This is a genomic window from Pseudomonas gebzensis (assembly GCF_034427815.1).
Classification (GTDB): Bacteria; Pseudomonadota; Gammaproteobacteria; order Pseudomonadales; family Pseudomonadaceae; genus Aquipseudomonas.
Genome location: NZ_JAXQNS010000011.1, coordinates 88,286 through 108,660, shown reverse-complemented (window position 1 = coordinate 108,660; position 20,375 = coordinate 88,286). Strand labels below are relative to the sequence as shown.

Here is a 20,375-nt window from a genome sequence, read left to right as displayed (position 1 = left end):
AGCTATAGGTCAAACCCCAGCCAACAGAGACTCATAAGGGATACGGAGCCCTTCATGCAAACGCTTGATCATGCTCAAACTCAGGCTTCGCTTGCGATTCATGACCTCTGACACTCTTCCGCTTGGTCCAATAAAGCGTTCAAGGTCCCGAGGCGTAAGGCCCTGTTGCTCCATGCAGAATTTAATGGCCTCAATCGGATCAGCAGGCGGAATCGGATAATGCTTGGACTCATACACTTCAATGAGCGCTACAAGCACTTCCATTTCGTCAGCCTCAGGCGTTCCTGGCTCAGCCTGGAAAATGACTTCCAGTCGCTGAAAAGCCCTTTGAAGATCTTCGTCATTGCGAATGGGCTTAACATTCATTGATTGCCTCCACGTCTATTTCGTCATAGCGCTTGTGAGTACCGACGAATTTGACCCAGGCGATACCCGCTCGGTACTGCATCTCGACGACAAGCCGATATTTGTTCCCTGCGATATTGAATACCACTCGGTTGTTCCCGCAGATGCTGGCATTCCCAATCTGAGCCTTTAGCTCTTGGGGCGTTGACCAGTGGGCCTTGAGTAACATGTCATGCCAGCTTTGCAACGGGGCGAAAGCATCCTCATATCCTGGGGTATTACAGAATTTTACCAATGTACTTTTTGCTATGACCCGCATCCAGCACTATCTCCCATTTTGGGAGATAGTAGTTACGATCTGGCTCCACTGCAACCCTCAACGCTAAATCACCCATTACGCTCCAACACATCATGCAACGCCTCAAACTGCTGGCTCAGCTTGTGCTTCGGGTCCAGATGAATCAGCGGCAGGTTGGCGTGGTGCGATTCGCGCATCTTCACTGAGCTGGCCAGGTACACCGGTAGCACCGGCAAACCCTCGGCGATCAGCTCCTCAAGCATCTGCTGGGGCAGGCTGGCGCGGGACTGGAACTGGTTGACCACGATACCCTCGACCGTCAGTTGCGGGTTGTGGTCTTCCTTGAGCTCTTCGATTTCCGCCAGCAGGCCATACAGCGCCTGGCGCGAGAAGCTGTCGCAGTCGAACGGAATCAGCACGCGGTGGGCGGCGATCAATGCGGAAACGGTGTAGAAGTTCAGCGCCGGCGGGGTATCGATGTAGATGCGTTCGTAGTCTTCGTCCAGCACATCCAGCAGTTTGCGCAGCTTGTTGATCTTGTGCTTGGCCTCAAGCTTTGGCTGCAGGTCGGCCAGCTCCGCCGTGGCGGTGATCAGGTGCAAGTTGTCGAAGGGGGTCTGGTAGATGTCGACCTTGTTCTTCTTCGCCATGCCGCTGCAGAGGCTCTGCTTGAAGAACTCGGCGATGCCCGTGGGGATGTCATCGCCGGTGAGGCCGGTGAGGTACTGGGTGGAGTTGGCCTGGGCGTCGAGGTCGATCAGCAGGGTCCGATAGCCCTCATGGGCACTCACCGCCGCCAGGTTGCAGGCGATGCTCGACTTGCCCACTCCGCCTTTCTGATTGAACACCACACGCCGCATGGAAAACCCTCCAACTGTCAACGAAGGACCGAGTATGTGGTCGGCTCTGTTGCATTACCAGTATCGCCACGGGAGAAAAAACCGCATCGGCAACCCCTCTATTGCGCCACTTATCGGAAACGTCTGACATAAATTTCATCATTTCGCACTTGTCGCTATGAAAATTGTCTGATGGCGACCACGTAACCAATGTTTGCTAGACACCTCCGTCACCGGGATAATGCGCGCCACTCATCAATGCGCCAGCCCAGCCAGGTCGTTGCTCAGAGTCATCCCCACGGCAAGGACGTCCCTCAGGCGGGAAATAACATACATCGTGATTACCTTCGATATCAGCCAATGGCGTGCCTGGGCCCCCGGCCTGCAGACGCCTGAACAGTGGCAGCGCTGGGCGGTGCACGCAGATGTGCCTCTGGACGCCGACGCGGCGCCAGACGTGTCCTTCCTGCCAGCCCTGCAACGGCGACGCCTCAGCCATTTGGCACGTATGGCGTTCGCCGTGGGCTGGCCATTGGCCGAGGGGCATACCGGCTTGCCGTTGGTCTTCGTTTCGCGCCATGGGGAAACGCCGCGAACGTTCTCGATCCTCTGCGAACTGGCCGAGCGCCAGCCGCTGTCACCGACCCAGTTCAGCCTATCGGTACACAATGCGATCATCGGCCTGTGGTCGATCCTGCGCGGTGAAACCAGCGAGATGACTGCCCTGGCCGCTGCCGGCGATGGCTTCGAGCAGGGCCTGCTGGAGGCCGCCGGCCTGCTGCATGACGGCGCCCCCGCCGTGTTGCTGATCGTCGCCGAGGAACAGCCGCCGCAGGTCTACAGCCCGCGCATCACCGATGTGCCGTTCGCCTACGCCATGGGCCTGCTGATCACGCCGGGCGAGCAATGGCAATTGAGCCTGGGCGGCAACCCGCAGCCCACCCCAAGCGACACCGAGCTGCCCCACGCCCTGCGCTGGCTGCACGCCCACCTCAACGATCGACAGCGTTTTACCCACGCCTGGAAGCAGCGCGCATGGTCCTGGCAGCGCCAACCATGAGCACCCCACGCAACGCCTACCACTGGCGGCTGCTGGCCACCGCGCTGAGCTTCTGCCTGTTCGGCCTGGGCGGGCTGGGCCTGCGCGTGCTGGTGTTTCCGCTGCTGGCCTGCTTGCCAGGCGACGCCGAGCGCCGCCGTCAGCGTGCCCGGCAGACCATCGGCTGGCTGTTCTGGCGCTTCGTGCGTTTCATGCGCGCCAGCGGCGTGCTGACGTATCAGCTCGACGGCATCGAGCGCCTGGGGCGTCCGGGGCAGATGATCATCGCCAACCATCCGTCCCTGATCGACGTGGTGTTCCTGCTCGGTCTGGTGCGCCACGCCAACTGCGTGGTCAAGCACAGCCTGTTCAGCAACCCCTTCACCCGCGCGCCGCTGCGCGAAGCGCAGTACATCCGCAACGACGGCAGCCTGGAAATGCTCGATGCCGCTGTGGCCGCCCTGCAGCATGGCCAGTCGCTGATCATTTTCCCCGAAGGCACGCGCACCCCGCCCGGCCAGCCCCCCACGTTCCACCGCGGCGCGGCGGCCATTGCCCTGCGCGGCGCAACGGTGATCACCCCGGTAACCATCACCGTCAGCCCCACCACCCTGACCAAGAACGAACCCTGGTATCGCATTCCCCACTCGCGGGTGCAGTTCACCCTGCGCGTGGGCGCCGACATCGACCCGCAGGCGTTCGCCGCCCAGGGCCCTGCGCCGCAGGCCTCGCGCAAACTCAACGATTTTCTGCACCAGCACTACATCAAGGAGCTCGCCGCCTATGAGCGAAGCACAGCAAGACCTCAACCGTGACATCAAACAATTGATCATCGACGCGCTGGGCCTGGAAGACATCAGCGTGCACGACATCGATGACCAGCAGACCCTGTTTGGCGAAGGCCTGGGCCTGGACTCGGTGGACGCACTGGAGCTGGGTCTGGCCGTGCAGAAGCGCTACGGCATCAAGATCGATGCCGACGCCAAGGACACCCGCAACCATTTCGCCAACGTCGCCAGCCTGGCGGCGTTCGTCAACGCTCGTCTGGCCGCCTGAGACCGCACCATGCAAACCCGTGAAGACATCTTCAATACCCTGCGCGAGGCCCTGGTCGAGTTGTTCGAACTGGACCCGGCGCGCATCAGCCTGGACGCCAACCTGTACCAGGACCTGGAAATCGACAGCATCGACGCCGTTGACCTGATCGACCACATCAAACGCCAGACCGGCAAGAAGATCGCCGCCGACGAGTTCAAATCCGTGCGCACCGTCAACGACGTGGTCGAGGCAGTGTTCCGCCTGGTCAACCCGGCGGCATGAAGCGCCTGATCGGCCTGGGCCTGGTGCTGGCCGGCGTGCTGTACCCGTTTGCGGTGCACTTCGGCATGGCCCACTTCGCCCCCTGGCAGTTCGCCGTGCTGCTCGGTGCCCTGTGGCTGGCGCGCTGGCTGAGCGGTCCGCGCCAGGCCGGCAGCGGCGCTACGGCGCTGGTGGCGCTGGCCTTCTGCGCGGTGCTGGCGCTGGCCGACAGCCCGCAGTTGCTGCGCTGGTACCCGGTGCTGATCAGCGCTTTCATGCTCACGCTGTTCGGCAGCAGCCTGTTGCGCGGCATGCCGGTGGCCGAGCGCTTGGCGCGCCTGCGCGACCCCGCGCTGGCGCCCCGTGCGGTGCGCTACACCCGCCAGGTGACGCAGGTGTGGAGCGGCTTCTTTCTGCTCAACGGGCTGATCGCCGCCGGCCTGACCCTATGGGCGCCGCTGGCCTGGTGGACGCTTTACAACGGCCTGATCGCCTATGCCGCGATGGGCCTGCTGTTCGCTGGCGAATGGCTGATCAGACAACGTGTGCGAGGACGCCCATGAGCTGGATCGATCTACATCACCTGTTGCGCCCGCGGGATGCGCGGCGCCAGGTGTGCGCTGAACCCGCGCTGGACCACGCCGCGCTGTGCCAGCAGGCCCTGCGCGTGGCCGGTGGCCTGCAGCAGCGCGGCATTCGCCGAGTGGCGCTGCACCTGGAAGACGCCGCCGAGCTGGCCATCGCCTTGCTCGGTGCCTGGCGCGCCGGGGTCGACGTGCTGCTGCCGGCCGACCTGCAAGCGCAGACCCGCGCGCGCTGGAACGATCAGGTCGACCTGTGGCTGACCGATCAGCCCAGCGACGCCACGCTCTGCAGCCTGCACGGCACGGCCCTGGCGCCTGCCGACCTCGACCTTGCGCAGTGCCGCATCAGCCTGTGCACCTCCGGTTCCAGCGGCGAGCCCAAACGCATCGACAAGCAGCTGCAGCAGTTGGCCAACGAAGTGCAGGCGCTGGAGGCCCTGTGGGGCGCGCGCCTGGGCGACGCCTGGATCGTTGGCAGCGTGGCCACCCAGCACATCTATGGCTTGTTGTTCCGTGTGCTCTGGCCGCTGTGCGCCGGGCGCGGTTTTGCCCGGCGCCAGTTGGCCTTCCCCGAAGACCTGCAACGCGCCAGCCTGGCCTGTTCGTCTTTCGCCTGGGTCGCCAGCCCGGCGCTGCTCAAGCGCATGGGCGACAACCTCGACTGGCCGGCGCTGAGCGCCGTGCGCGCGGTGTTTTCCTCAGGCGGCGCGCTGCCGGCAGGCGCTGCTGAGCAGTTGCAGCGACGCCTGGGCCTGTGGCCGCTGGAGATTCTCGGCAGTTCGGAAACCGGTGGCATCGCCTGGCGTCAGGCGCAGAACGCCTGGCAGCCGTTCCACGGCGTGCAGCTGAGCCTGAGTGCCGAGGGCGCGTTGCAGATCGCCTCGCCGTACCTGCCGCCCGGCCACCTCGAGCACAGCGCCGATGCCGCCGAAATGCTCGAAGACGGCCGCTTCCGCTTGCTGGGCCGGCTCGACCGCATCGTCAAACTGGAAGAAAAACGCATCGCCCTGCCGCTGCTGGAACAGGCGCTGTGCAGCCACCCGTGGGTCAGCGAGGGGCGAATGCTGGTGGTCGAGGCGCAGCGCGCCTCGCTCGGTGCGCTACTGGTGCTCAGCCCTGGCGGCTTGCACGCACTGCGCAACGGTGGCCGACGCGCCTTGCTCGCGACCTTGCGCCAGCACCTGGCCGAACACTGCGAAGCCATCGCCCTGCCGCGCCGCTGGCGCCTGCTGCGCCAACTGCCCTACAACGCCCAGGGCAAACTGCCCCAGGCCGAGCTGCAAGCGTTGGTACAAGCACCGCGGACCCTGGCTGCCGAGGTGCTGGCGCACCAGCAGAGCGACGATCAGCTGACCCTGCGCCTGGCAGTGCCACCTGACCTCGCCTGCTTCCCCGGCCACTTCCCGCAAAGCCCGGTGCTGCCGGGTGTGGTGCAGGTCGACTGGGCCATCGCCCTGGCGGCACCGCTGCTCGGCAGCGGCCGACGCTTCGCCGGCATGGAAGTGCTGAAGTTCCAGCAACTGGTGCGCCCCGGTGATGAGCTCGACCTGCTGCTGCGCTTCGATGCCGCGCGCAGCAAGCTGTATTTCACCTACACCTGTGCCGGACGCGCCTGCTCCAGCGGCCGGATTCTGCTGGAGGCCACCGGTGCATAACCCCTGCGCAGTGATCCCGGTGTACAACCACGAGCACGCCGTGACCGGAGTGGTCGATGACCTGCTACGCGCCGGCCTGCCCTGCGTGCTGGTCGACGACGCCAGCAGCCCGGCCTGCGCGCGGGTGTTGCGCCAGCTCGAAGAACGGCCCCAGGTGTACCGCGTCGAGCTGACCGTCAACCAGGGCAAGGGCGGCGCGGTCATGGCCGGTTTGCGTGAAGCCGCGCGGTTGGGCTTTAGCCATGCGCTGCAAGTGGACGCCGACGGCCAGCACGATCTGGGCGACGTGGCCCGCTTCCTGGCCCAGTCACGCACCTATCCACACGCGCTGATCTGCGGTTACCCGCAATACGACAGCAGCGTGCCCAAGGGCCGGCTGTATGCCCGCTACCTGACCCACGTGTGGGTATGGATCAACACCCTGTCGCTGCAGATTCCCGACTCGATGTGTGGTTTTCGCGTCTACCCCTTGCCGCCGACCCTGGCGCTGATCGACCAGGTGAAGGTGGGCAAGCGCATGGATTTCGACCCGGAAATCCTCGTCCGCCTGAGCTGGCGCGACCAGCCGATGCGCTGGCTGCCGACCCAGGTGCGTTACCCACAAGACGGCCTGTCGCACTTTCGTCTGGTACACGACAACGCGCTGATCTCGAAAATGCACGCCACGCTGTTCTGCGGCATGCTCCTGCGCGCGCCGCGCCTGCTGCTGCGCAACCTGCGCCGGTGGCGACGATGAGCGAGCGCCCGCAGCACTGGGCCGAACACCGCGAGCGCGGCAGCTTCAGGCTGATGAAGCTGACCGCCACGCTGGTGCGCCTGCTGGGTCGGCGCGTGCTGAGCCCGGTGATCCACGGCATCGTCGCCTACTTCTTCCTGTTCGGCGCCCGCGCCCGGCGCAGTGCCTGGCAGTACCAGGCGCAGCTGCACCAGTTCAGCGCCGGACGCACCCCGGCGCCCAGCCAGTGGCGGGTGTTTCGCCAGTTCATGGCGTTTGCCGATTCGTTGCTCGACAAGCTCGATGTGTGGAACGGCAAGCTGCGCCTGCAGGACATCGACATCCACGACCCCGGCAACCTGCGCGAGCAGTTGCGCGGCAGCCGTGGGCAGATGCTGGTGGCCGCACACCTGGGCAACCTTGAGGTCTGCCGCGCCTTGGCCGAGCTGGGCGAGCAGGTGACCATGAACGTGCTGGTGCACACCCGCCACGCCGAGCAGTTCAACCGCCTGCTGGGCGAAGCCGGGGCCAGCCACTTGCGGTTGATCCAGGTCAGCGAGCTGGACGCGGCCGTGATGCTGCAGCTGTCCGAGCGTCTGGAGCGCGGCGAGTGGCTGGCGATTGCCGGTGACCGCGTGCCGCTGCATGGCGCACGCACGGTCGCGGTGGATTTCCTCGGCAAGCCCGCCGCCTTCGCCCAAGGCCCGTGGTTGCTGGCGGGCCTGCTGGCATGCCCGGTCAACCTGCTGTTCTGCCTCAAGCACCAGGGCCGCTATCAGGTCACCCTCGAGCCGTTCGCCGCGCGTGTGCAGTGGCGGCGCAGCCAACGCGACCAGGTCATTGCCGAGTGGGCCGCCGCTTACGCCCAGCGCCTGGGCCACTACTGCCAGCAGGCCCCCCTGCAATGGTTCAACTTCTACCCCTTCTGGAACACCCATGACGACGCACGCCCCTGAGCCCATCGTGTTCGGTGAATCGCACCTGGCGATCGAAGATGTCCTGGCCCTGGCCCAGCGCCAGGCTGCGCCCCGCCTGCAGGACGACGCGCCCTACCGCGAGCGCATCGCCCGTGGCGCACGCTTTCTCGACACCCTGCTGGACAAGGAAGGGGTGATCTACGGCGTGACTACCGGTTATGGCGACTCCTGCGTGGTGGCGGTGCCGCTGGAGCATGTCGAAGCCCTGCCGCGCCACCTCTATACCTTCCACGGCTGCGGCCTGGGCAAGCTGCTCGATGCACCGGCCACCCGCGCCGTGCTGGCGGCGCGCCTGCGCTCGCTGAGCCATGGAGTGTCTGGGGTGCGCTGGGAGTTGCTGGAGCGTCTGCAGGCCTTCCTGCAGCACGACATCCTGCCGCTGATTCCGGAAGAAGGCTCGGTCGGCGCCAGCGGCGACCTCACACCGTTGTCCTACGTGGCCGCCACGCTGTCGGGTGAACGCGAGGTGCTGTACCAGGGCGAGCGCCGCCCCAGCGCCGACGTGCACCGCGAACTGGGCTGGCAGCCGTTGGTACTGCGGCCCAAGGAAGCCCTGGCACTGATGAACGGTACTGCCGTGATGACGGGCCTTGCCTGCCTGGCCTTCGCCCGCGCCGACTACCTGCTGCAACTGGCCACGCGCATCACCGCACTGAACGTGATCGCCCTGCAAGGCAACCCGGAGCACTTCGACGAGCGCCTGTTCGCCGCCAAGCCGCACCCCGGGCAGATGCAAGTGGCCGCCTGGCTGCGCCAGGACCTGGCCATCGACGCCCCGCTGCCGCCACTGCACCGCCTGCAAGACCGCTACTCGCTACGCTGCGCACCGCATGTGCTGGGCGTGCTGGCCGACAGCCTGGGCTGGCTGCGCGGCTTCATCGAGACCGAACTGAACAGCGCCAACGACAACCCGATCATCGACGGCGACGCCGAGCGCGTGCTGCACGGCGGGCATTTCTACGGCGGGCACATCGCGTTTGCCATGGACAGCCTGAAAACCTTGGTGGCCAACGTCGCCGACCTGCTCGACCGGCAGCTCGCGCTGCTGGTGGACGTGCGCTACAACCACGGCCTGCCGAGCAACCTGTCGGGCGCGCCGGCAGACCGGGCGATGATCAACCACGGCTTCAAGGCCGTGCAGATCGGCACCAGCGCCTGGACCGCTGAAGCGCTGAAGCTGACCATGCCGGCCAGCGTGTTCTCGCGCTCCACCGAGTGCCATAACCAAGACAAGGTGAGCATGGGCACCATCGCCGCACGCGACGCCCTGCGCGTACTGGAGCTGACCGAACAGGTCGCCGCCGCCAGCCTGCTGGCGGCCAATCAAGGCGTGTGGCTGCGCGGCCGTGAGGCGGATGCTCCGAGCCTGCCGCCGGTGCTGGCGCAGATGCACGACGCGCTGGTCAGCGACTTTGCCCCGGTCATCGAAGACCGCGCATTGGAAAGCGACCTGCGCCTGTGCCTGGCACGCATCGCTGCGCGCCACTGGAGGCTGCATGCGTAGCGCCGGAGTGTTTCACATCGACTGCGAAATGGTCGTGCCGTTCTTCGATGTCGACAGCATGCACATCGTCTGGCACGGGCATTACGTCAAATACCTGGAAGTCGCCCGCTGCGCCCTGCTCGACCGCCTCGGGCACAACTACAGCGCCATGAAGGCCAGCGGCTTCGGCTGGCCGGTGATCGACCTGCAACTGCGCTACATCCGCGGCGCCACCTTCGGCCAGCGGCTGAACGTGCGCGCCAGCCTGGTGGAGTGGGAGAACCGTTTGAAGATCCATTACCTGATCAGCGACGCCGCCAGTGGCGAACGCATGACCCGCGCCAGCACGGTGCAAGTGGCGGTGCACATCGACAGCGGCGAAATGCAGCTGGTCTCACCCCAGGCCATGCTCGACGCCGTCGCCCAGGTGCTGCCATGACAGGGGCTGCCATGAAACGCGTACGTGTGCCCCGTGCAGTGATCACCACGCTGGCACTGCTGGCCAGCCCCCTGGCCTTGGCCTTCAACCTGCAGGACCTGCAGCAACAGTTGAGCAAGCCGGCCGTGGTCAAGGGCCCGTTCGTACAGGAAAAACACCTGCGTGCCCTGCCCCAGCCGCTGACCAGCAAGGGCGAGTTCGTGCTGGCCCGCGACCATGGCCTGTTGTGGTTGCTGCAAACGCCGCTGCGCCAGGACTACCGCATCGACGCCACCGGCATCGCCCGGCGTGACGCCAGCGGCTGGCAGACCCTGCCCAGCCGCAGCGCCGGGGCCGAGCAGAACCGGCTGTTCTTCGCCGTGCTGCAAGGTGACAGCACGGGCCTGCAGCGCGACTTCGACCTGCAACTGAGCGGTGATGCCGGGCAATGGCAACTGCGCCTGACGCCCCGCTCGATGCTGCTCAAGCAAGTGTTCACCGCGATCGACATCAGCGGCGCCGATTACGTGCAGCGCATCGAACTGAAGGAAACCCAGGGCGACAGCACCGTGTTGCGCATGCCGCAAAGCCACGGCGAAGCGGCCCTGACCGACGCGGAGCGCTCCGACTTTGCCCGCTGAACGCCTGCTGCCGCGCCTGTTCCTGCTGCTCCTGGTCATTGTGCTGGGCGCCGCCGGCTGGCAATGGCGTGCCGGTGCGCCGGTGTCTGCCGACCTGATGACGCTGGTGCCGGGCGACACCCAGGACCCGCTCGTGCAGCGCGCCGAGCAGCGCATGCAGGCGCCGCTCAACCGCGAGCTGCTGGTGTTGGTCGGCCATGCAGACCGCGCCCAGGCACTGGCCTTGGCGCAACAGCTGGCGGGTCAGTGGCAAGCCAGTGGTCTGTTTGAAAAGGTCCAGTGGAGCCTGCAACCCGACCTCGCCGCGCTGCGCCAGCAACTGCTGCAAGGCCGCCTGGCGCTGCTGTCGGCAGACGACCGTGAACAGTTGCTGAACCAGCCTGACGCCTTCATCGAACAACGCGTGCAGAGCCTGTTCGACCCCTTTGCCGGTTTCAGCCTGCTGTCGAACCAGGACGACTGGCTGGGCCTGGGCGCACGTATTCAAGCCAGCCAGCCGATTCCGGCCAACGTGCAGATGGACACGGCAAGCGGCGCGCTGGTGGCCCAGGCCGACGGCGCACACTGGGTCATGATCCGCGCCCGCACCCAAGGCAGTGCTTTTGACCTGAACCTGCCGCTGCAGGTGTCCGCGCTGCTCGACACCACCCGGGCCAGCGCCGTGCAGGCGGGTGCCAGCCTGCATGCGGCCAGTGGCTTGCTGTACGCCGCCCACGGCCAGCAACAGGCCACCCGCGAAATCACCTGGGTCGGCGGCGGTGCCACGCTCGGCATTCTGCTGATGCTGCTGCTGGCGTTTCGCCGCTGGCAGGCGCTGCTGGCGTTCGTGCCGGTGCTGGTCGGCATGCTGTTCGGCGCGGTGGCGTGCGTGGCGCTGTTTGGCACGATGCATGTGATGACCCTGGTGCTGGGCTCGAGCCTGATCGGCGTGGCGGTCGACTACCCGTTGCACTACCTGTCCAAGAGCTGGAGCCTGCGTCCGTGGCGCAGCTGGAGCGCAGTACGGCTGACCTTGCCAGGGCTGAGCCTGAGCCTGGCGACCAGTTGCATCGGCTACCTGGCCCTGGCCTTCACCCCTTTCCCGGCGCTGACGCAGATCGCGGCGTTCTCCGCCGCCGGCCTGATCGGTGCCTATTTGAGCGCCGTGTGCCTGCTGCCGGCGCTGCTCGCGCGCACCTCGTTGCAGCCGGCCGAGTGGCCGCTGCGCCTTGCCCAGCGCCTGATCGACTGGCGCGCCGCCCTGTTGCGTCGCGTGCCCAGCGCAGCCTTGCTGGCACTGCTGCTGGCCTTCACCGCCGCCGGGCTGTGGCAGTTGCAGAGCCGCAATGACATCCGCCAGTGGGTCGCCAGCCCGCCGCAGTTGCTCGAAGACGCCCAGGCTGTGGCGCGCATTACCGGTTACCAGCCCACCAGCCAGTTCTACCTGGTGCGTGGCGAAGATCAGCGCCAGTTGCTCGAACGTCTTCAAGGGTTGTCGGCCAAGCTCGATGAGCTGGTGGGGTTGGGCAAGCTCAAGGGCTACCTGAGCCTCAGCCAGCTGGTGGGCAGTGATCATGCGCAGCAGCAGACCCGTGAAGCCCTGGGCGCGTTGGCCCAGCATTGGCAACCGCTGGTGGCTTTGGGCGTGCCAGAAGCGGCACTGGCCGCTGAAGTCGAGCAGTTGCAGCAGTTGCCGACTCAGTCCATCGAGCAAGCCCTGCAAGGTCCGCTGTCCGAACCCTGGCGACCCTTGTGGCTGGGCCAGGACGGCGACGGCGTGGCTGCCATCGTCAGCCTGCAAGGCCTGGGCGATGCGGCGCTGTTGGGCTTGCTGGCCGAGGATCAGCCTGGGGTGCAGTTGGTTGACCGACTGGGCGAGCTGAACCGCTTGTTCGCGGCCACGCAGATCAACGCCGTGGAGCTGAAGCTGGTGTCGTGCGGCTTGATCCTGCTGTTGCTGATCCTGCCGTTCGGCCTGGGCGGCGCGCTGCGGCTGGTGGCTCTGCCACTGCTGGCGGCGCTGTGCAGCCTGGCCTGCCTGGGTTGGCTGGGGCAGCCGCTGACGCTGTTCAGCCTGTTCGGCCTGTTGCTGGTGACGGCGATCAGCGTGGATTACGCCATCCTCATGCACGAACGCATCGGCGGCGCGGCAGTGAGCCTGCTCGGCACGCTGCTGGCGGCGCTGACGACGTGGCTGTCGTTCGGGCTGCTGGCCTTGTCGGCCACGCCGGCGGTGAGCAATTTTGGCCTGGCGGTCAGCCTGGGGCTGGCGTTCAGCTTCCTGCTGGCGCCGTGGGCCGCGCCGCGTGAGCGGGAGGTGGCGGCATGAAGCCTGCTGCGCAACGGCGGCGGCCCAAACGCCTGCAAGCCCCTGGCAATAGCGAGGTGGCGCCATGACGGTGCTCGGGATGTGGGCGTTGATCCTGCTGGGCTTCGCGGCGGCCTGTGGGCTGGGCAAGCGCCTGGGCCTGATTCCGGTGGTCAGCCAACTGCTGCTGGCAGCCCTCGCGTTGCCGTTGCTGAACCTGCTGCTGAGCCAGCCGGCCTCCTCGCTGGACACGGCTGAGCTGCTTTCACCGGGCTGGGTCAAGACGCTGTACGGCGCCAGTTTCGCCCTGCTGCTGGGCGCGATCCTGGCCGATGTGCGCGAACTGCGCCCGGACCGCGAAGCGCTGAAGCTGGCGCTGCCGAGTTTTGGGGTGCCGTTCGCCTGCGGCCTGGCTTGCGCGGTGTGGCTGCTGCACATTCAGGGCATCGCCGCGTTGGCCCTGGGCCTGGTGTTTGCCATCACGGCCATCCCGGTGCTGCACCTGTACCTGCGCGCCATCGACTACCCGCCTGCTGCGAGCCGGCGCCTGCTGCAAGCGGCCATCGTCATCGACCTGGCCTGCTGGTTGCTGCTCGGCCTCGGCCAAGGCAGCCTGCACCCGGCAAGCCTCGGCTGGACGCTCGTGGCGGCGCTCGCGCCCTTGCCGCTCTACGCCCTGGGTCTGCGCGCGCCAGCGGCATACGGCGGGATTTTCCTGGCGCTGCTGTTCGCGGCTGAACACTACCGGCTCAATGCGCTGCTGCTGGGTATCGGCTTTCTGGCCTGCCTGGCCCTGCTCCAGCTGAACCTGCGCCTGCCGTTGTCCGCGAGGTGGTCGCAAGGTCTGCAGCAATACCTGGCGGTGCCACTGATCCTTGCCTGCGGCGTGCTGCAGGTCGATGTGCAGCAGGCGCTGCAAACGTTCGAACCGCTGCACCTGATCGCGCTGGTGGCGTTGCCGATTTTCAGCAAGCTGCTCGGCAACTGGCTCGGCCTGTGCTGGGCCGCGCCATCATTCGCAGGCGCCAGCAAGTGGCGGGAAAGCCTGCTGCTGAATATTCGCGGCCTGAGCGAAATCGTTTTCCTCAATCTGCTGCTCAGCCAGCAACTGATCAGCGCATCGCTGTACCTGACGTTGATGCTGATGAGCCTGGTCGCCACTTTGATGCCGGCCCTGGCCGGTCTGCACCGCTTGCCCTTGAATCCATTGCCCACGGCCAGGAGGCCCCATGCCGAACACTGAATTGCAGCAACGCCAGGTCCTGGTGATTGGCGCAGGCCCCTCCGGCGCCATTGCCGCCGCGCTACTCAAGCGTAAAGGCCACGACGTGCTGGTGATCGAACGCCAACGCTTCCCGCGCTTCTCCATCGGCGAAAGCCTGCTGGCCCACTGCCTGGACTTCGTCGAAGAAGCCGGCATGCTCGAGGCGGTGCACGCCGCAGGCTTCCAGTTCAAGAACGGCGCAGCTTTCGCCTGGGGCGAGGCGTACTCGGCGTTCGATTTCGGCGAGCAGTTCACCCCTGGCAAGCCAACCACCTTCCAGGTGCAGCGCGCGCAGTTCGACCAACTGCTGGCCGACCAGGCCCAGGCCCAGGGCGTGGAAATCCGTTACGAGCACGAGATCGTCGAAGCCGACATGAACGCTGAGCAGCCCCGCGTGCTGGTGCGCCGTCCCGACGGCAGCCATTACGCCGTGCAGGCCGACTTCGTGCTCGATGCCAGCGGCTACGGCCGCGTGCTACCGCGCCTGCTCGACCTCGAAGCGCCGTCCAGCTTCCCGGTCCGCCAGGCAGTGTTCACCCACATCGAAGACCGCATCAGCCAGCCTGGTTTCGACCGCGACAAGATCCTCATCACCACCCACCCGCAGCACCGCGACATCTGGTTCTGGACCATCCCGTTCAGCGACGGCCGCACCTCGGTGGGTGTAGTGGCCGACGCCACGCATTTTGCCCAAGCGCCCACCGACCTCGATGCCTGCCTGCAGCACTTCATCGCCCAGACGCCGAGCCTGGCCACGGTGCTGGAACACGCCGTGTGGGACACCCCGGCACGCACCATCGGCGGCTATTCGGCCAACGTGAAGAGCTTGCACGGGCGCGGCTTCGCCCTGCTCGGCAACGCGGCGGAATTCCTCGACCCGGTGTTTTCCTCCGGGGTGACCATCGCCATGCGCTCGGCGAGCATGGCGGCCAACCTGTTGCACCGGCAGTTGCAGGGCAACCCGGTGGATTGGCAGAGCGAATTCGCCGACCCGCTCAAACGCGGCGTGGACACCTTCCGCGTGTATGTCGAGGGCTGGTACGACGGCAGCTTCCAGGATGTCATCTACCATCCCGGCAGTTCGCCAGAAATCCGCGCCATGATCAGCTCGATCCTCGCCGGCTACGCCTGGGACACCCGCAACCCCTTCGTCGCCGAGCCACGCCGGCGCCTGCGCACCCTGGCCGAACTGTGTGCGCGGGAGGCGGTATGAGCCAGTCGCCGTTTTTGAGTGACAGCTACGTCGAGGAAACCCGTTTCGGCTTCTGGTTCCTGCGCAGCCACACCTGGCAGCACCACGTGCTGCGGGTTGCCATCGATGACCTGCACCGCCTGTTCGACACCCCGCTGCCCGCAGCGCCGGTGCTGCTCGATGTCGGCTGCGGCCAGGGCAAATCGTTCCAGCACCTGCAGCGGGTGTTCGCGCCGTCGCGGCTGATGGGCACCGACGCCGACCCGCACAGCCTGAAACTGAGCGCCGAAGAAGCCACGCGCCTGGGCCTGAACGTGGAACTGCGCGGCAGCGACTGCGCGCAGTTGCAGTTCGCCGATGCCAGTGTCGACGTGGTGTTCTGCCACCAGACCTTCCACCACCTGGTGGAACAGGAACAGGCCCTGGCCGAGTTCTACCGGGTGCTGAAACCGGGCGGCTACCTGCTGTTCGCCGAATCCACCGAGGCCTACATCGACACCTGGGTGATTCGCTGGCTGTTCCGCCACCCCATGCACGTGCAAAAGAGCGCCGAGGGCTATTTGCAGATGCTGCGCGATCAAGGCTTTGCCTTCGGTCCGCGCAACGTGTCTTACCCCTACCTGTGGTGGAGCCGTGCCAAGGACTTTGGCCTGCTCGAACGCCTGGGCTTGCGCAAGCCGCCACCGGTGGGCCAGCGTGAGGAAACGCTGGTCAACGTGGTGGCGCGCAAGCCGCTGGAGCAGCCATGAACCTCATCATCAGCCTGCTCTTGGGTCTGCTGCTCAGCGCCTGCGCCGGGCGCCCGCCGCTGCCGGCGCAACTGCCGCCAGTGCCGGTGCCGAGCCAGTGGCACGTCGAGCGCGAACAAGCAGGCCAGCGCCAGGACTGGCTGCTGGTGCTGCAACCTGAAGGCAACGGGCTGCGCTGGTCGCTGCTCGATCCGCTGGGCATTCCACAGGCGCGCCAAGTGCTCGACGGCCAGCAGTGGCGTGCCGATGGCCTGTTGCCGCCGAACCCGGCGGCGCGCGAGCTGTTCGCCGCGCTGCTGTTCGCACTGACCCCCGACGCCCAGGTGCAGCGTTTTTACCCACACGCCCAGCAGCAGGGCGCCGAGCGGCGCCTCGATCCGCGCTGGCGCGTGACGTACCAGACGCCCGCTACCTTCACCGTGCACCTTGCCGACGGCCTGCGCTATAGGCTCAGCCCTCTGACTGGCGAGAACACCCCATGACGGCCTACCTCAACGCCCTGGGCCTGGTTTGCGCGCTGGGTAACGGCCAAGCCGAGGTCACCCGCCGCCTGCTCGCCGGTGACGATTCAGGCATGTGTCCGGCCCCCCATTGGGTGGCCGAACGCTGTCTGCCGGTGGGCGCCGTGCAAGGCGCGCTGCCGGCCGTGCCGCTGGCCGACCAGCACAGCCGCAACAACCAATTGCTGTACGCCGCCGCGCAGCAGATCGAGCCGGCCATTGGCCAGGCCATCGCCCGTTTCGGCGCCGCGCGGGTGGCCGTGGTGCTCGGCACCAGCACCTCGGGCATCGCCGAGGCCAGTGCCGGCATCGCTCATTACCTGCACACCCAGACCTTCCCGGATGACTACCACTACGCCCAGCAGGAACTCAGCGCGCCGGCCACCTTTCTCGCTGACTGGCTGCAACTAAGCGGCCCGGCCTACGTGATTTCCACCGCCTGCACGTCGAGCGCGCGGGCCTTGCTCAGCGCCCGCCGGCTGCTCGACATGGGCCTGTGCGATGCGGTGCTGTGCGGTGGTGTCGACAGCCTCTGCGGCCTGACCCTGAACGGTTTCAGTGCCTTGGAGGCGGTCAGCGAACAACGCTGCAATCCGTTCTCGGCCAAGCGCAACGGCATCAACATCGGTGAGGGCGCAGCGTTGTTTCTGATGACCCGCGAAGCGGCACCCGGCACGCCGGCGATCGCCTTGCTCGGCGCCGGGGCCAGCTCGGACGCGCACCACATCTCGGCCCCGGACCCCACGGGCAAGGGCGCCCAGGCCGCGATGCACAAGGCGCTGCGCCATGCGCGCCTGGAGGCCGCGCAGATCGCCTACCTGAACCTGCACGGCACCGCCACGCCACACAACGACGCCATGGAAAGCATGGCCGTGCACGGTCTGTTCGGCGCCGGCCTGCCCTGCTCGTCAAGCAAGCCCATGACCGGCCATACCCTGGGCGCCGCAGGCGCGCTGGAGGCGGCGTTCTGCTGGCTGCTGCTCAGCCCGCACAACCCTGACAACCGCCTGCCGCCGCACCTGTGGGACGGCCAGCAGGACCCCGCCCTACCAGCGCTGGCCCTCACCGACGGTGCCCAGCACCTGGCCGCTGACGGCCCGCGCTACCTGATGAGCAATTCGTTCGCCTTCGGTGGCAACAACATCAGCCTGATTCTCGGAGACGCCCCATGATTGCCTGGCCCCTGGCCGAACTGCTGCCCCATGCCGGCGACATGATCCTCATCGATCAGGTCATCGCGTTCGATGAGGAGCAGGTCCACACCCGCGCCACGGTTCGCCCTGGCGGACTGTTCAACCGCGCCGACGGCAGCCTGCCGGCCTGGGTCGGCATCGAGCTGATGGCGCAGAGCGTGGCGGCCTATGCCGGTTGTCATGCTCGGGCCGACGGCAAGGCGGTGGAACTGGGCTTTCTGATCGGCACACGCAAGTTCGAGTGCGATGTCGAGCACTTCCCGGCCGGCAGCGAGCTGCACATTCACGCCCTGCGCTCGCTGCAGGACGACAACGGCATGGGCGTCTTCGAATGCCACCTGCGCGGCCCCGGCATCCACGCCAGCGCCCGCCTGAACGTTTACCGCCCGCCGCAAGCGGCCAGTTACCTGGCCGAGGCGGGCCCTGAGGAATCCCCCCATGACTGACACCATTCTCGTCACCGGTTCCAGCCGGGGTATCGGCCGGGCCATCGCCCTGCGCCTGGCCCAGGCCGGCTTCGACCTGGTCCTGCACTGCCGCAGTGGCCGTCGCGAAGCCGATGCGGTGGCGGCCGACATCCATGCCCTGGGCCGTCAGGCTCGGGTACTGCAATTCGACGTGGCTGACCGCGCCGCCTGCGCCGCAACGCTGGTCGCCGATGTCGAGGCCCACGGCGCCTATTACGGCGTGGTGTGCAACGCCGGCCTGACCCGTGACAACGCCTTCCCGGCGCTGACCGACGAGGACTGGGATCAGGTGATCCGCACCAACCTCGACGGCTTCTACAACGTCCTGCACCCGGTGATCATGCCCATGATTCGCCGCCGCGCGGCTGGACGCATCGTCTGCATCACGTCGGTGTCGGGGCTGATCGGCAACCGCGGGCAGGTCAACTACAGCGCCTCCAAGGCCGGCGTGATCGGTGCCGCCAAGGCCCTGGCGATCGAGCTGGGCAAGCGCAAGATCACCGTCAACTGCGTGGCCCCCGGGCTGATCGACACGGCCATGCTCGACGAGCACGTGCCGGTCCAGGACTTGTTGAAAATGATCCCCGCGCAACGCACCGGCACCCCGGAAGACGTCGCCGGCGCGGTGAATTTCCTCATGTCGGCCGAGGCCAGTTACATCACCCGCCAGGTCCTGGCAGTCAACGGAGGGTTGTGCTGATGCATCGCGTGGTCGTCACCGGCATGGCCGGCATCACCTCCCTGGGCAGCGACTGGCCGACCATCGTCGGGCATTTCGCTGGCAACCGCAGCGGGATTCGGCGGATGCACGAGTGGGATCGTTTCGAAGAGCTGAACACCCGTCTGGCCGGGCCTATCGATGACTTCCAGGCCCCAGGCCACTGGACCCGCAAGCAGCTGCGCAGCATGGGCCGGGTCTCGCGCCTGGCGGTAGCAGCGGCCGAGCGGGCCTTGGACGATGCCGGGCTGCTGTCTGATGCCAGTATTCGCGACGGGCGCATGGGCGTGGCCTGTGGCTCGTCCACCGGCAGCACCGAAGACATCAAGGCGTTCGGCAACATGCTGCTCAATTCGGTGGCCGTGGGCCTGAACGCCAACTCCTACGTGCGCATGATGCCGCACACCACGGCGGCCAACATCAGCATCTTCTTCGGCCTCACCGGCCGCTTGATTCCCACCTCCAGCGCCTGCACCAGCGGCAGCCAGGGCATCGGCTATGCCTACGAGGCGATCAAGTTCGGCCGTCTGCCGCTGATGCTCGCCGGCGGCGCCGAAGAGCTGTGTCCCACAGAAGCCATGGTGTTCGATGCGCTGTACGCCACCAGCCTGAAGAACGACACCCCGCACCTCAGCCCGCGCCCCTACGACAGCGGCCGCGACGGCCTGGTGATCGGCGAAGGCGGCGGCATGCTGGTGCTCGAAGCGCTCGACCATGCCCTGGCGCGCGGCGCGCACATCTACGCCGAACTGGTGGGTTTCGGCAGCAACGCCGATGGCCAGCACACCACCCGCCCAGAGCAGGTCACCATGCGCCGGGCCATGACCCTGGCGCTGGAAGATGCCGGCCTGGCGCCCGAGGCCATCGGTTATGTGAACGGCCATGGCACCGCCACCGAGCAGGGCGACATCGCCGAAACGCTGGCCACCAGCAGCCTGTTCGGGCCGCGCATGCCGATCAGTTCGCAGAAGAGTTTCCTCGGCCACACCCTGGGCGCCTGCGGGGCGCTGGAATCGTGGTTCAGCATCGAGATGCTCAATAGCGACCGCTACGTGCACACCCTCAACCTCGATGAGATCGACCCGCGCTGCGGCGAACTGGACTACCTGGTCGGGGAATGTCGTGGCATGAGCCACGAGTACGTGATGAACAACAACTTTGCTTTCGGCGGAGTCAACACCTCGTTGATCTTCCGCCGCTGGCAATAACCGCAACACCACTCCACTCAAGGATCGACCCATGCGTTTGAAAACTCTGACCGCCTCCGCCGCCCTGCTGCTGTGCGCCCTGCCGGGTATCAGCCAGGCCCGTGATACCGCGCTGTACCTGCCGTTCGACAAGGTCGTGAAGCAGATGCAGGCCGAGAACAAGCTCGACGGTTCGGTGAAGTTCTACCTGGCTGGCACCCAGCCACGCGGCAAAGCCAAAGTGATCCGCCCCGGCTCGACGACCAACAAGAAGACCAACGCCTTTAACAAGACCGACGAAGCCGCCTGCGAATGGGCCCTGCAGTCTGCGCTGCTGACCCTGCAGGACGCCGCCCGTCAGGTGAACGCCAATGCGGTGACCAACATCGTCAGCTACTACAAGAAGAACGAACGCAAGGACGCCACCACGTATGAATGCCATGCCGGTGCGGTGATTGCCGGGGTGGCGCTGAAGGGGGATTTGTCGCGGGTCGATTGATCTGAAAAGGCACCGGCTCGTCTAAC

24 protein-coding genes are annotated in these 20,375 nt (G+C 66.4%); 21 read left to right on the top strand and 3 right to left on the bottom strand.

Annotated elements, in window-relative coordinates; all coding sequences use genetic code 11:
* Nucleotides 1–9: 9 nt before the first annotated feature.
* The 3 genes from SJI00_RS19400 to SJI00_RS19390 form a co-directional block, all read right to left on the bottom strand.
* On the bottom strand, nt 10–366 hold the full coding sequence (locus tag SJI00_RS19400; protein ID WP_322463294.1) for a helix-turn-helix domain-containing protein: 357 nt from the start codon (nt 364–366) through the stop codon (nt 10–12).
* Nucleotides 356–664, bottom strand: coding sequence for a type II toxin-antitoxin system HigB family toxin (locus tag SJI00_RS19395; RefSeq protein WP_322463293.1), 309 nt, complete (start codon nt 662–664; stop codon nt 356–358). Before SJI00_RS19395 ends, SJI00_RS19400 begins: the two co-directional genes overlap by 11 nt.
* Before the next feature lie 68 nt (nt 665–732).
* Nucleotides 733–1,503 (bottom strand): ParA family protein, encoded by a 771-nt coding sequence (locus SJI00_RS19390; RefSeq protein WP_322463292.1) that lies wholly within the window; start codon nt 1,501–1,503, stop codon nt 733–735.
* Nucleotides 1,504–1,819: 316 nt separating this feature from the next.
* Here SJI00_RS19390 and SJI00_RS19385 point away from each other — a divergent pair, with 316 nt between their 5' ends.
* The 21 genes from SJI00_RS19385 (at nt 1,820) to SJI00_RS19285 (ending at nt 20,349) form a co-directional block, all read left to right on the top strand.
* Complete coding sequence (locus tag SJI00_RS19385; RefSeq protein ID WP_322463291.1) at nt 1,820–2,542, top strand: beta-ketoacyl synthase chain length factor; 723 nt, start codon at nt 1,820–1,822, stop codon at nt 2,540–2,542.
* Complete coding sequence (locus SJI00_RS19380; protein ID WP_322463290.1) at nt 2,518–3,336, top strand: lysophospholipid acyltransferase family protein; 819 nt, start codon at nt 2,518–2,520, stop codon at nt 3,334–3,336. The genes SJI00_RS19385 and SJI00_RS19380 overlap by 25 nt, the downstream gene beginning before the upstream one ends.
* The gene (locus SJI00_RS19375; protein ID WP_322463289.1) at nt 3,305–3,577 is read left to right on the top strand and encodes a phosphopantetheine-binding protein; all 273 of its coding nucleotides are present in this window, start codon (nt 3,305–3,307) and stop codon (nt 3,575–3,577) included. The genes SJI00_RS19380 and SJI00_RS19375 overlap by 32 nt, the downstream gene beginning before the upstream one ends.
* A gap of 9 nt (nt 3,578–3,586) precedes the next feature.
* Entirely contained in the window at nt 3,587–3,841 is a 255-nt protein-coding gene (locus SJI00_RS19370) for an acyl carrier protein (protein WP_322463288.1), read from the top strand.
* Nucleotides 3,838–4,383, top strand: a complete 546-nt coding sequence (locus tag SJI00_RS19365; RefSeq protein ID WP_322463287.1) for a COG4648 family protein — start codon at nt 3,838–3,840, stop codon at nt 4,381–4,383. The genes SJI00_RS19370 and SJI00_RS19365 overlap by 4 nt, the downstream gene beginning before the upstream one ends.
* Nucleotides 4,380–6,059: an ApeI family dehydratase gene (locus SJI00_RS19360; protein ID WP_322463286.1), complete on the top strand. Its 1,680-nt coding sequence runs from the start codon at nt 4,380–4,382 to the stop codon at nt 6,057–6,059. The genes SJI00_RS19365 and SJI00_RS19360 overlap by 4 nt, the downstream gene beginning before the upstream one ends.
* Nucleotides 6,052–6,795 (top strand): glycosyltransferase family 2 protein, encoded by a 744-nt coding sequence (locus SJI00_RS19355; RefSeq protein ID WP_322463285.1) that lies wholly within the window; start codon nt 6,052–6,054, stop codon nt 6,793–6,795. The genes SJI00_RS19360 and SJI00_RS19355 overlap by 8 nt, the downstream gene beginning before the upstream one ends.
* Nucleotides 6,792–7,730, top strand: a complete 939-nt coding sequence (locus SJI00_RS19350) for a lysophospholipid acyltransferase family protein (protein WP_322463284.1) — start codon at nt 6,792–6,794, stop codon at nt 7,728–7,730. Before SJI00_RS19355 ends, SJI00_RS19350 begins: the two co-directional genes overlap by 4 nt.
* The gene (locus SJI00_RS19345) at nt 7,711–9,255 is read left to right on the top strand and encodes an HAL/PAL/TAL family ammonia-lyase (RefSeq protein ID WP_322463283.1); all 1,545 of its coding nucleotides are present in this window, start codon (nt 7,711–7,713) and stop codon (nt 9,253–9,255) included. Before SJI00_RS19350 ends, SJI00_RS19345 begins: the two co-directional genes overlap by 20 nt.
* Nucleotides 9,248–9,673: an acyl-CoA thioesterase gene (locus tag SJI00_RS19340; RefSeq protein WP_322463282.1), complete on the top strand. Its 426-nt coding sequence runs from the start codon at nt 9,248–9,250 to the stop codon at nt 9,671–9,673. Before SJI00_RS19345 ends, SJI00_RS19340 begins: the two co-directional genes overlap by 8 nt.
* Nucleotides 9,674–9,684: 11 nt before the next feature.
* Nucleotides 9,685–10,293, top strand: coding sequence for an outer membrane lipoprotein carrier protein LolA (locus SJI00_RS19335; protein WP_322463281.1), 609 nt, complete (start codon nt 9,685–9,687; stop codon nt 10,291–10,293).
* Complete coding sequence (locus SJI00_RS19330) at nt 10,283–12,601, top strand: MMPL family transporter (RefSeq protein ID WP_322463280.1); 2,319 nt, start codon at nt 10,283–10,285, stop codon at nt 12,599–12,601. The genes SJI00_RS19335 and SJI00_RS19330 overlap by 11 nt, the downstream gene beginning before the upstream one ends.
* A gap of 64 nt (nt 12,602–12,665) precedes the next feature.
* A complete protein-coding gene (locus SJI00_RS19325; RefSeq protein WP_322463279.1) occupies nt 12,666–13,823 on the top strand; it encodes a cation:proton antiporter in 1,158 nt (385 codons plus the stop codon).
* Nucleotides 13,810–15,057 (top strand): NAD(P)/FAD-dependent oxidoreductase, encoded by a 1,248-nt coding sequence (locus SJI00_RS19320; protein ID WP_322463278.1) that lies wholly within the window; start codon nt 13,810–13,812, stop codon nt 15,055–15,057. Before SJI00_RS19325 ends, SJI00_RS19320 begins: the two co-directional genes overlap by 14 nt.
* Nucleotides 15,054–15,785 carry a class I SAM-dependent methyltransferase gene (locus SJI00_RS19315; protein ID WP_322463277.1) on the top strand — a complete coding sequence of 244 codons (732 nt, stop codon included), beginning with the start codon at nt 15,054–15,056 and terminating at the stop codon, nt 15,783–15,785. The genes SJI00_RS19320 and SJI00_RS19315 overlap by 4 nt, the downstream gene beginning before the upstream one ends.
* A complete protein-coding gene (locus SJI00_RS19310) occupies nt 15,782–16,267 on the top strand; it encodes a DUF3261 domain-containing protein (protein ID WP_322463276.1) in 486 nt (161 codons plus the stop codon). Before SJI00_RS19315 ends, SJI00_RS19310 begins: the two co-directional genes overlap by 4 nt.
* Nucleotides 16,264–17,457: a beta-ketoacyl-[acyl-carrier-protein] synthase family protein gene (locus tag SJI00_RS19305; RefSeq protein ID WP_322463275.1), complete on the top strand. Its 1,194-nt coding sequence runs from the start codon at nt 16,264–16,266 to the stop codon at nt 17,455–17,457. The genes SJI00_RS19310 and SJI00_RS19305 overlap by 4 nt, the downstream gene beginning before the upstream one ends.
* Entirely contained in the window at nt 17,454–17,924 is a 471-nt protein-coding gene (locus SJI00_RS19300; protein ID WP_322463274.1) for a hotdog family protein, read from the top strand. Before SJI00_RS19305 ends, SJI00_RS19300 begins: the two co-directional genes overlap by 4 nt.
* Complete coding sequence (fabG, locus tag SJI00_RS19295) at nt 17,917–18,645, top strand: 3-oxoacyl-ACP reductase FabG (RefSeq protein ID WP_322463273.1); 729 nt, start codon at nt 17,917–17,919, stop codon at nt 18,643–18,645. Before SJI00_RS19300 ends, fabG begins: the two co-directional genes overlap by 8 nt.
* A complete protein-coding gene (locus SJI00_RS19290) occupies nt 18,645–19,871 on the top strand; it encodes a beta-ketoacyl-ACP synthase (protein WP_322463272.1) in 1,227 nt (408 codons plus the stop codon). Before fabG ends, SJI00_RS19290 begins: the two co-directional genes overlap by 1 nt.
* A gap of 31 nt (nt 19,872–19,902) precedes the next feature.
* Nucleotides 19,903–20,349: an excinuclease gene (locus SJI00_RS19285; RefSeq protein WP_322463271.1), complete on the top strand. Its 447-nt coding sequence runs from the start codon at nt 19,903–19,905 to the stop codon at nt 20,347–20,349.
* Nucleotides 20,350–20,375: the final 26 nt, after the last annotated feature.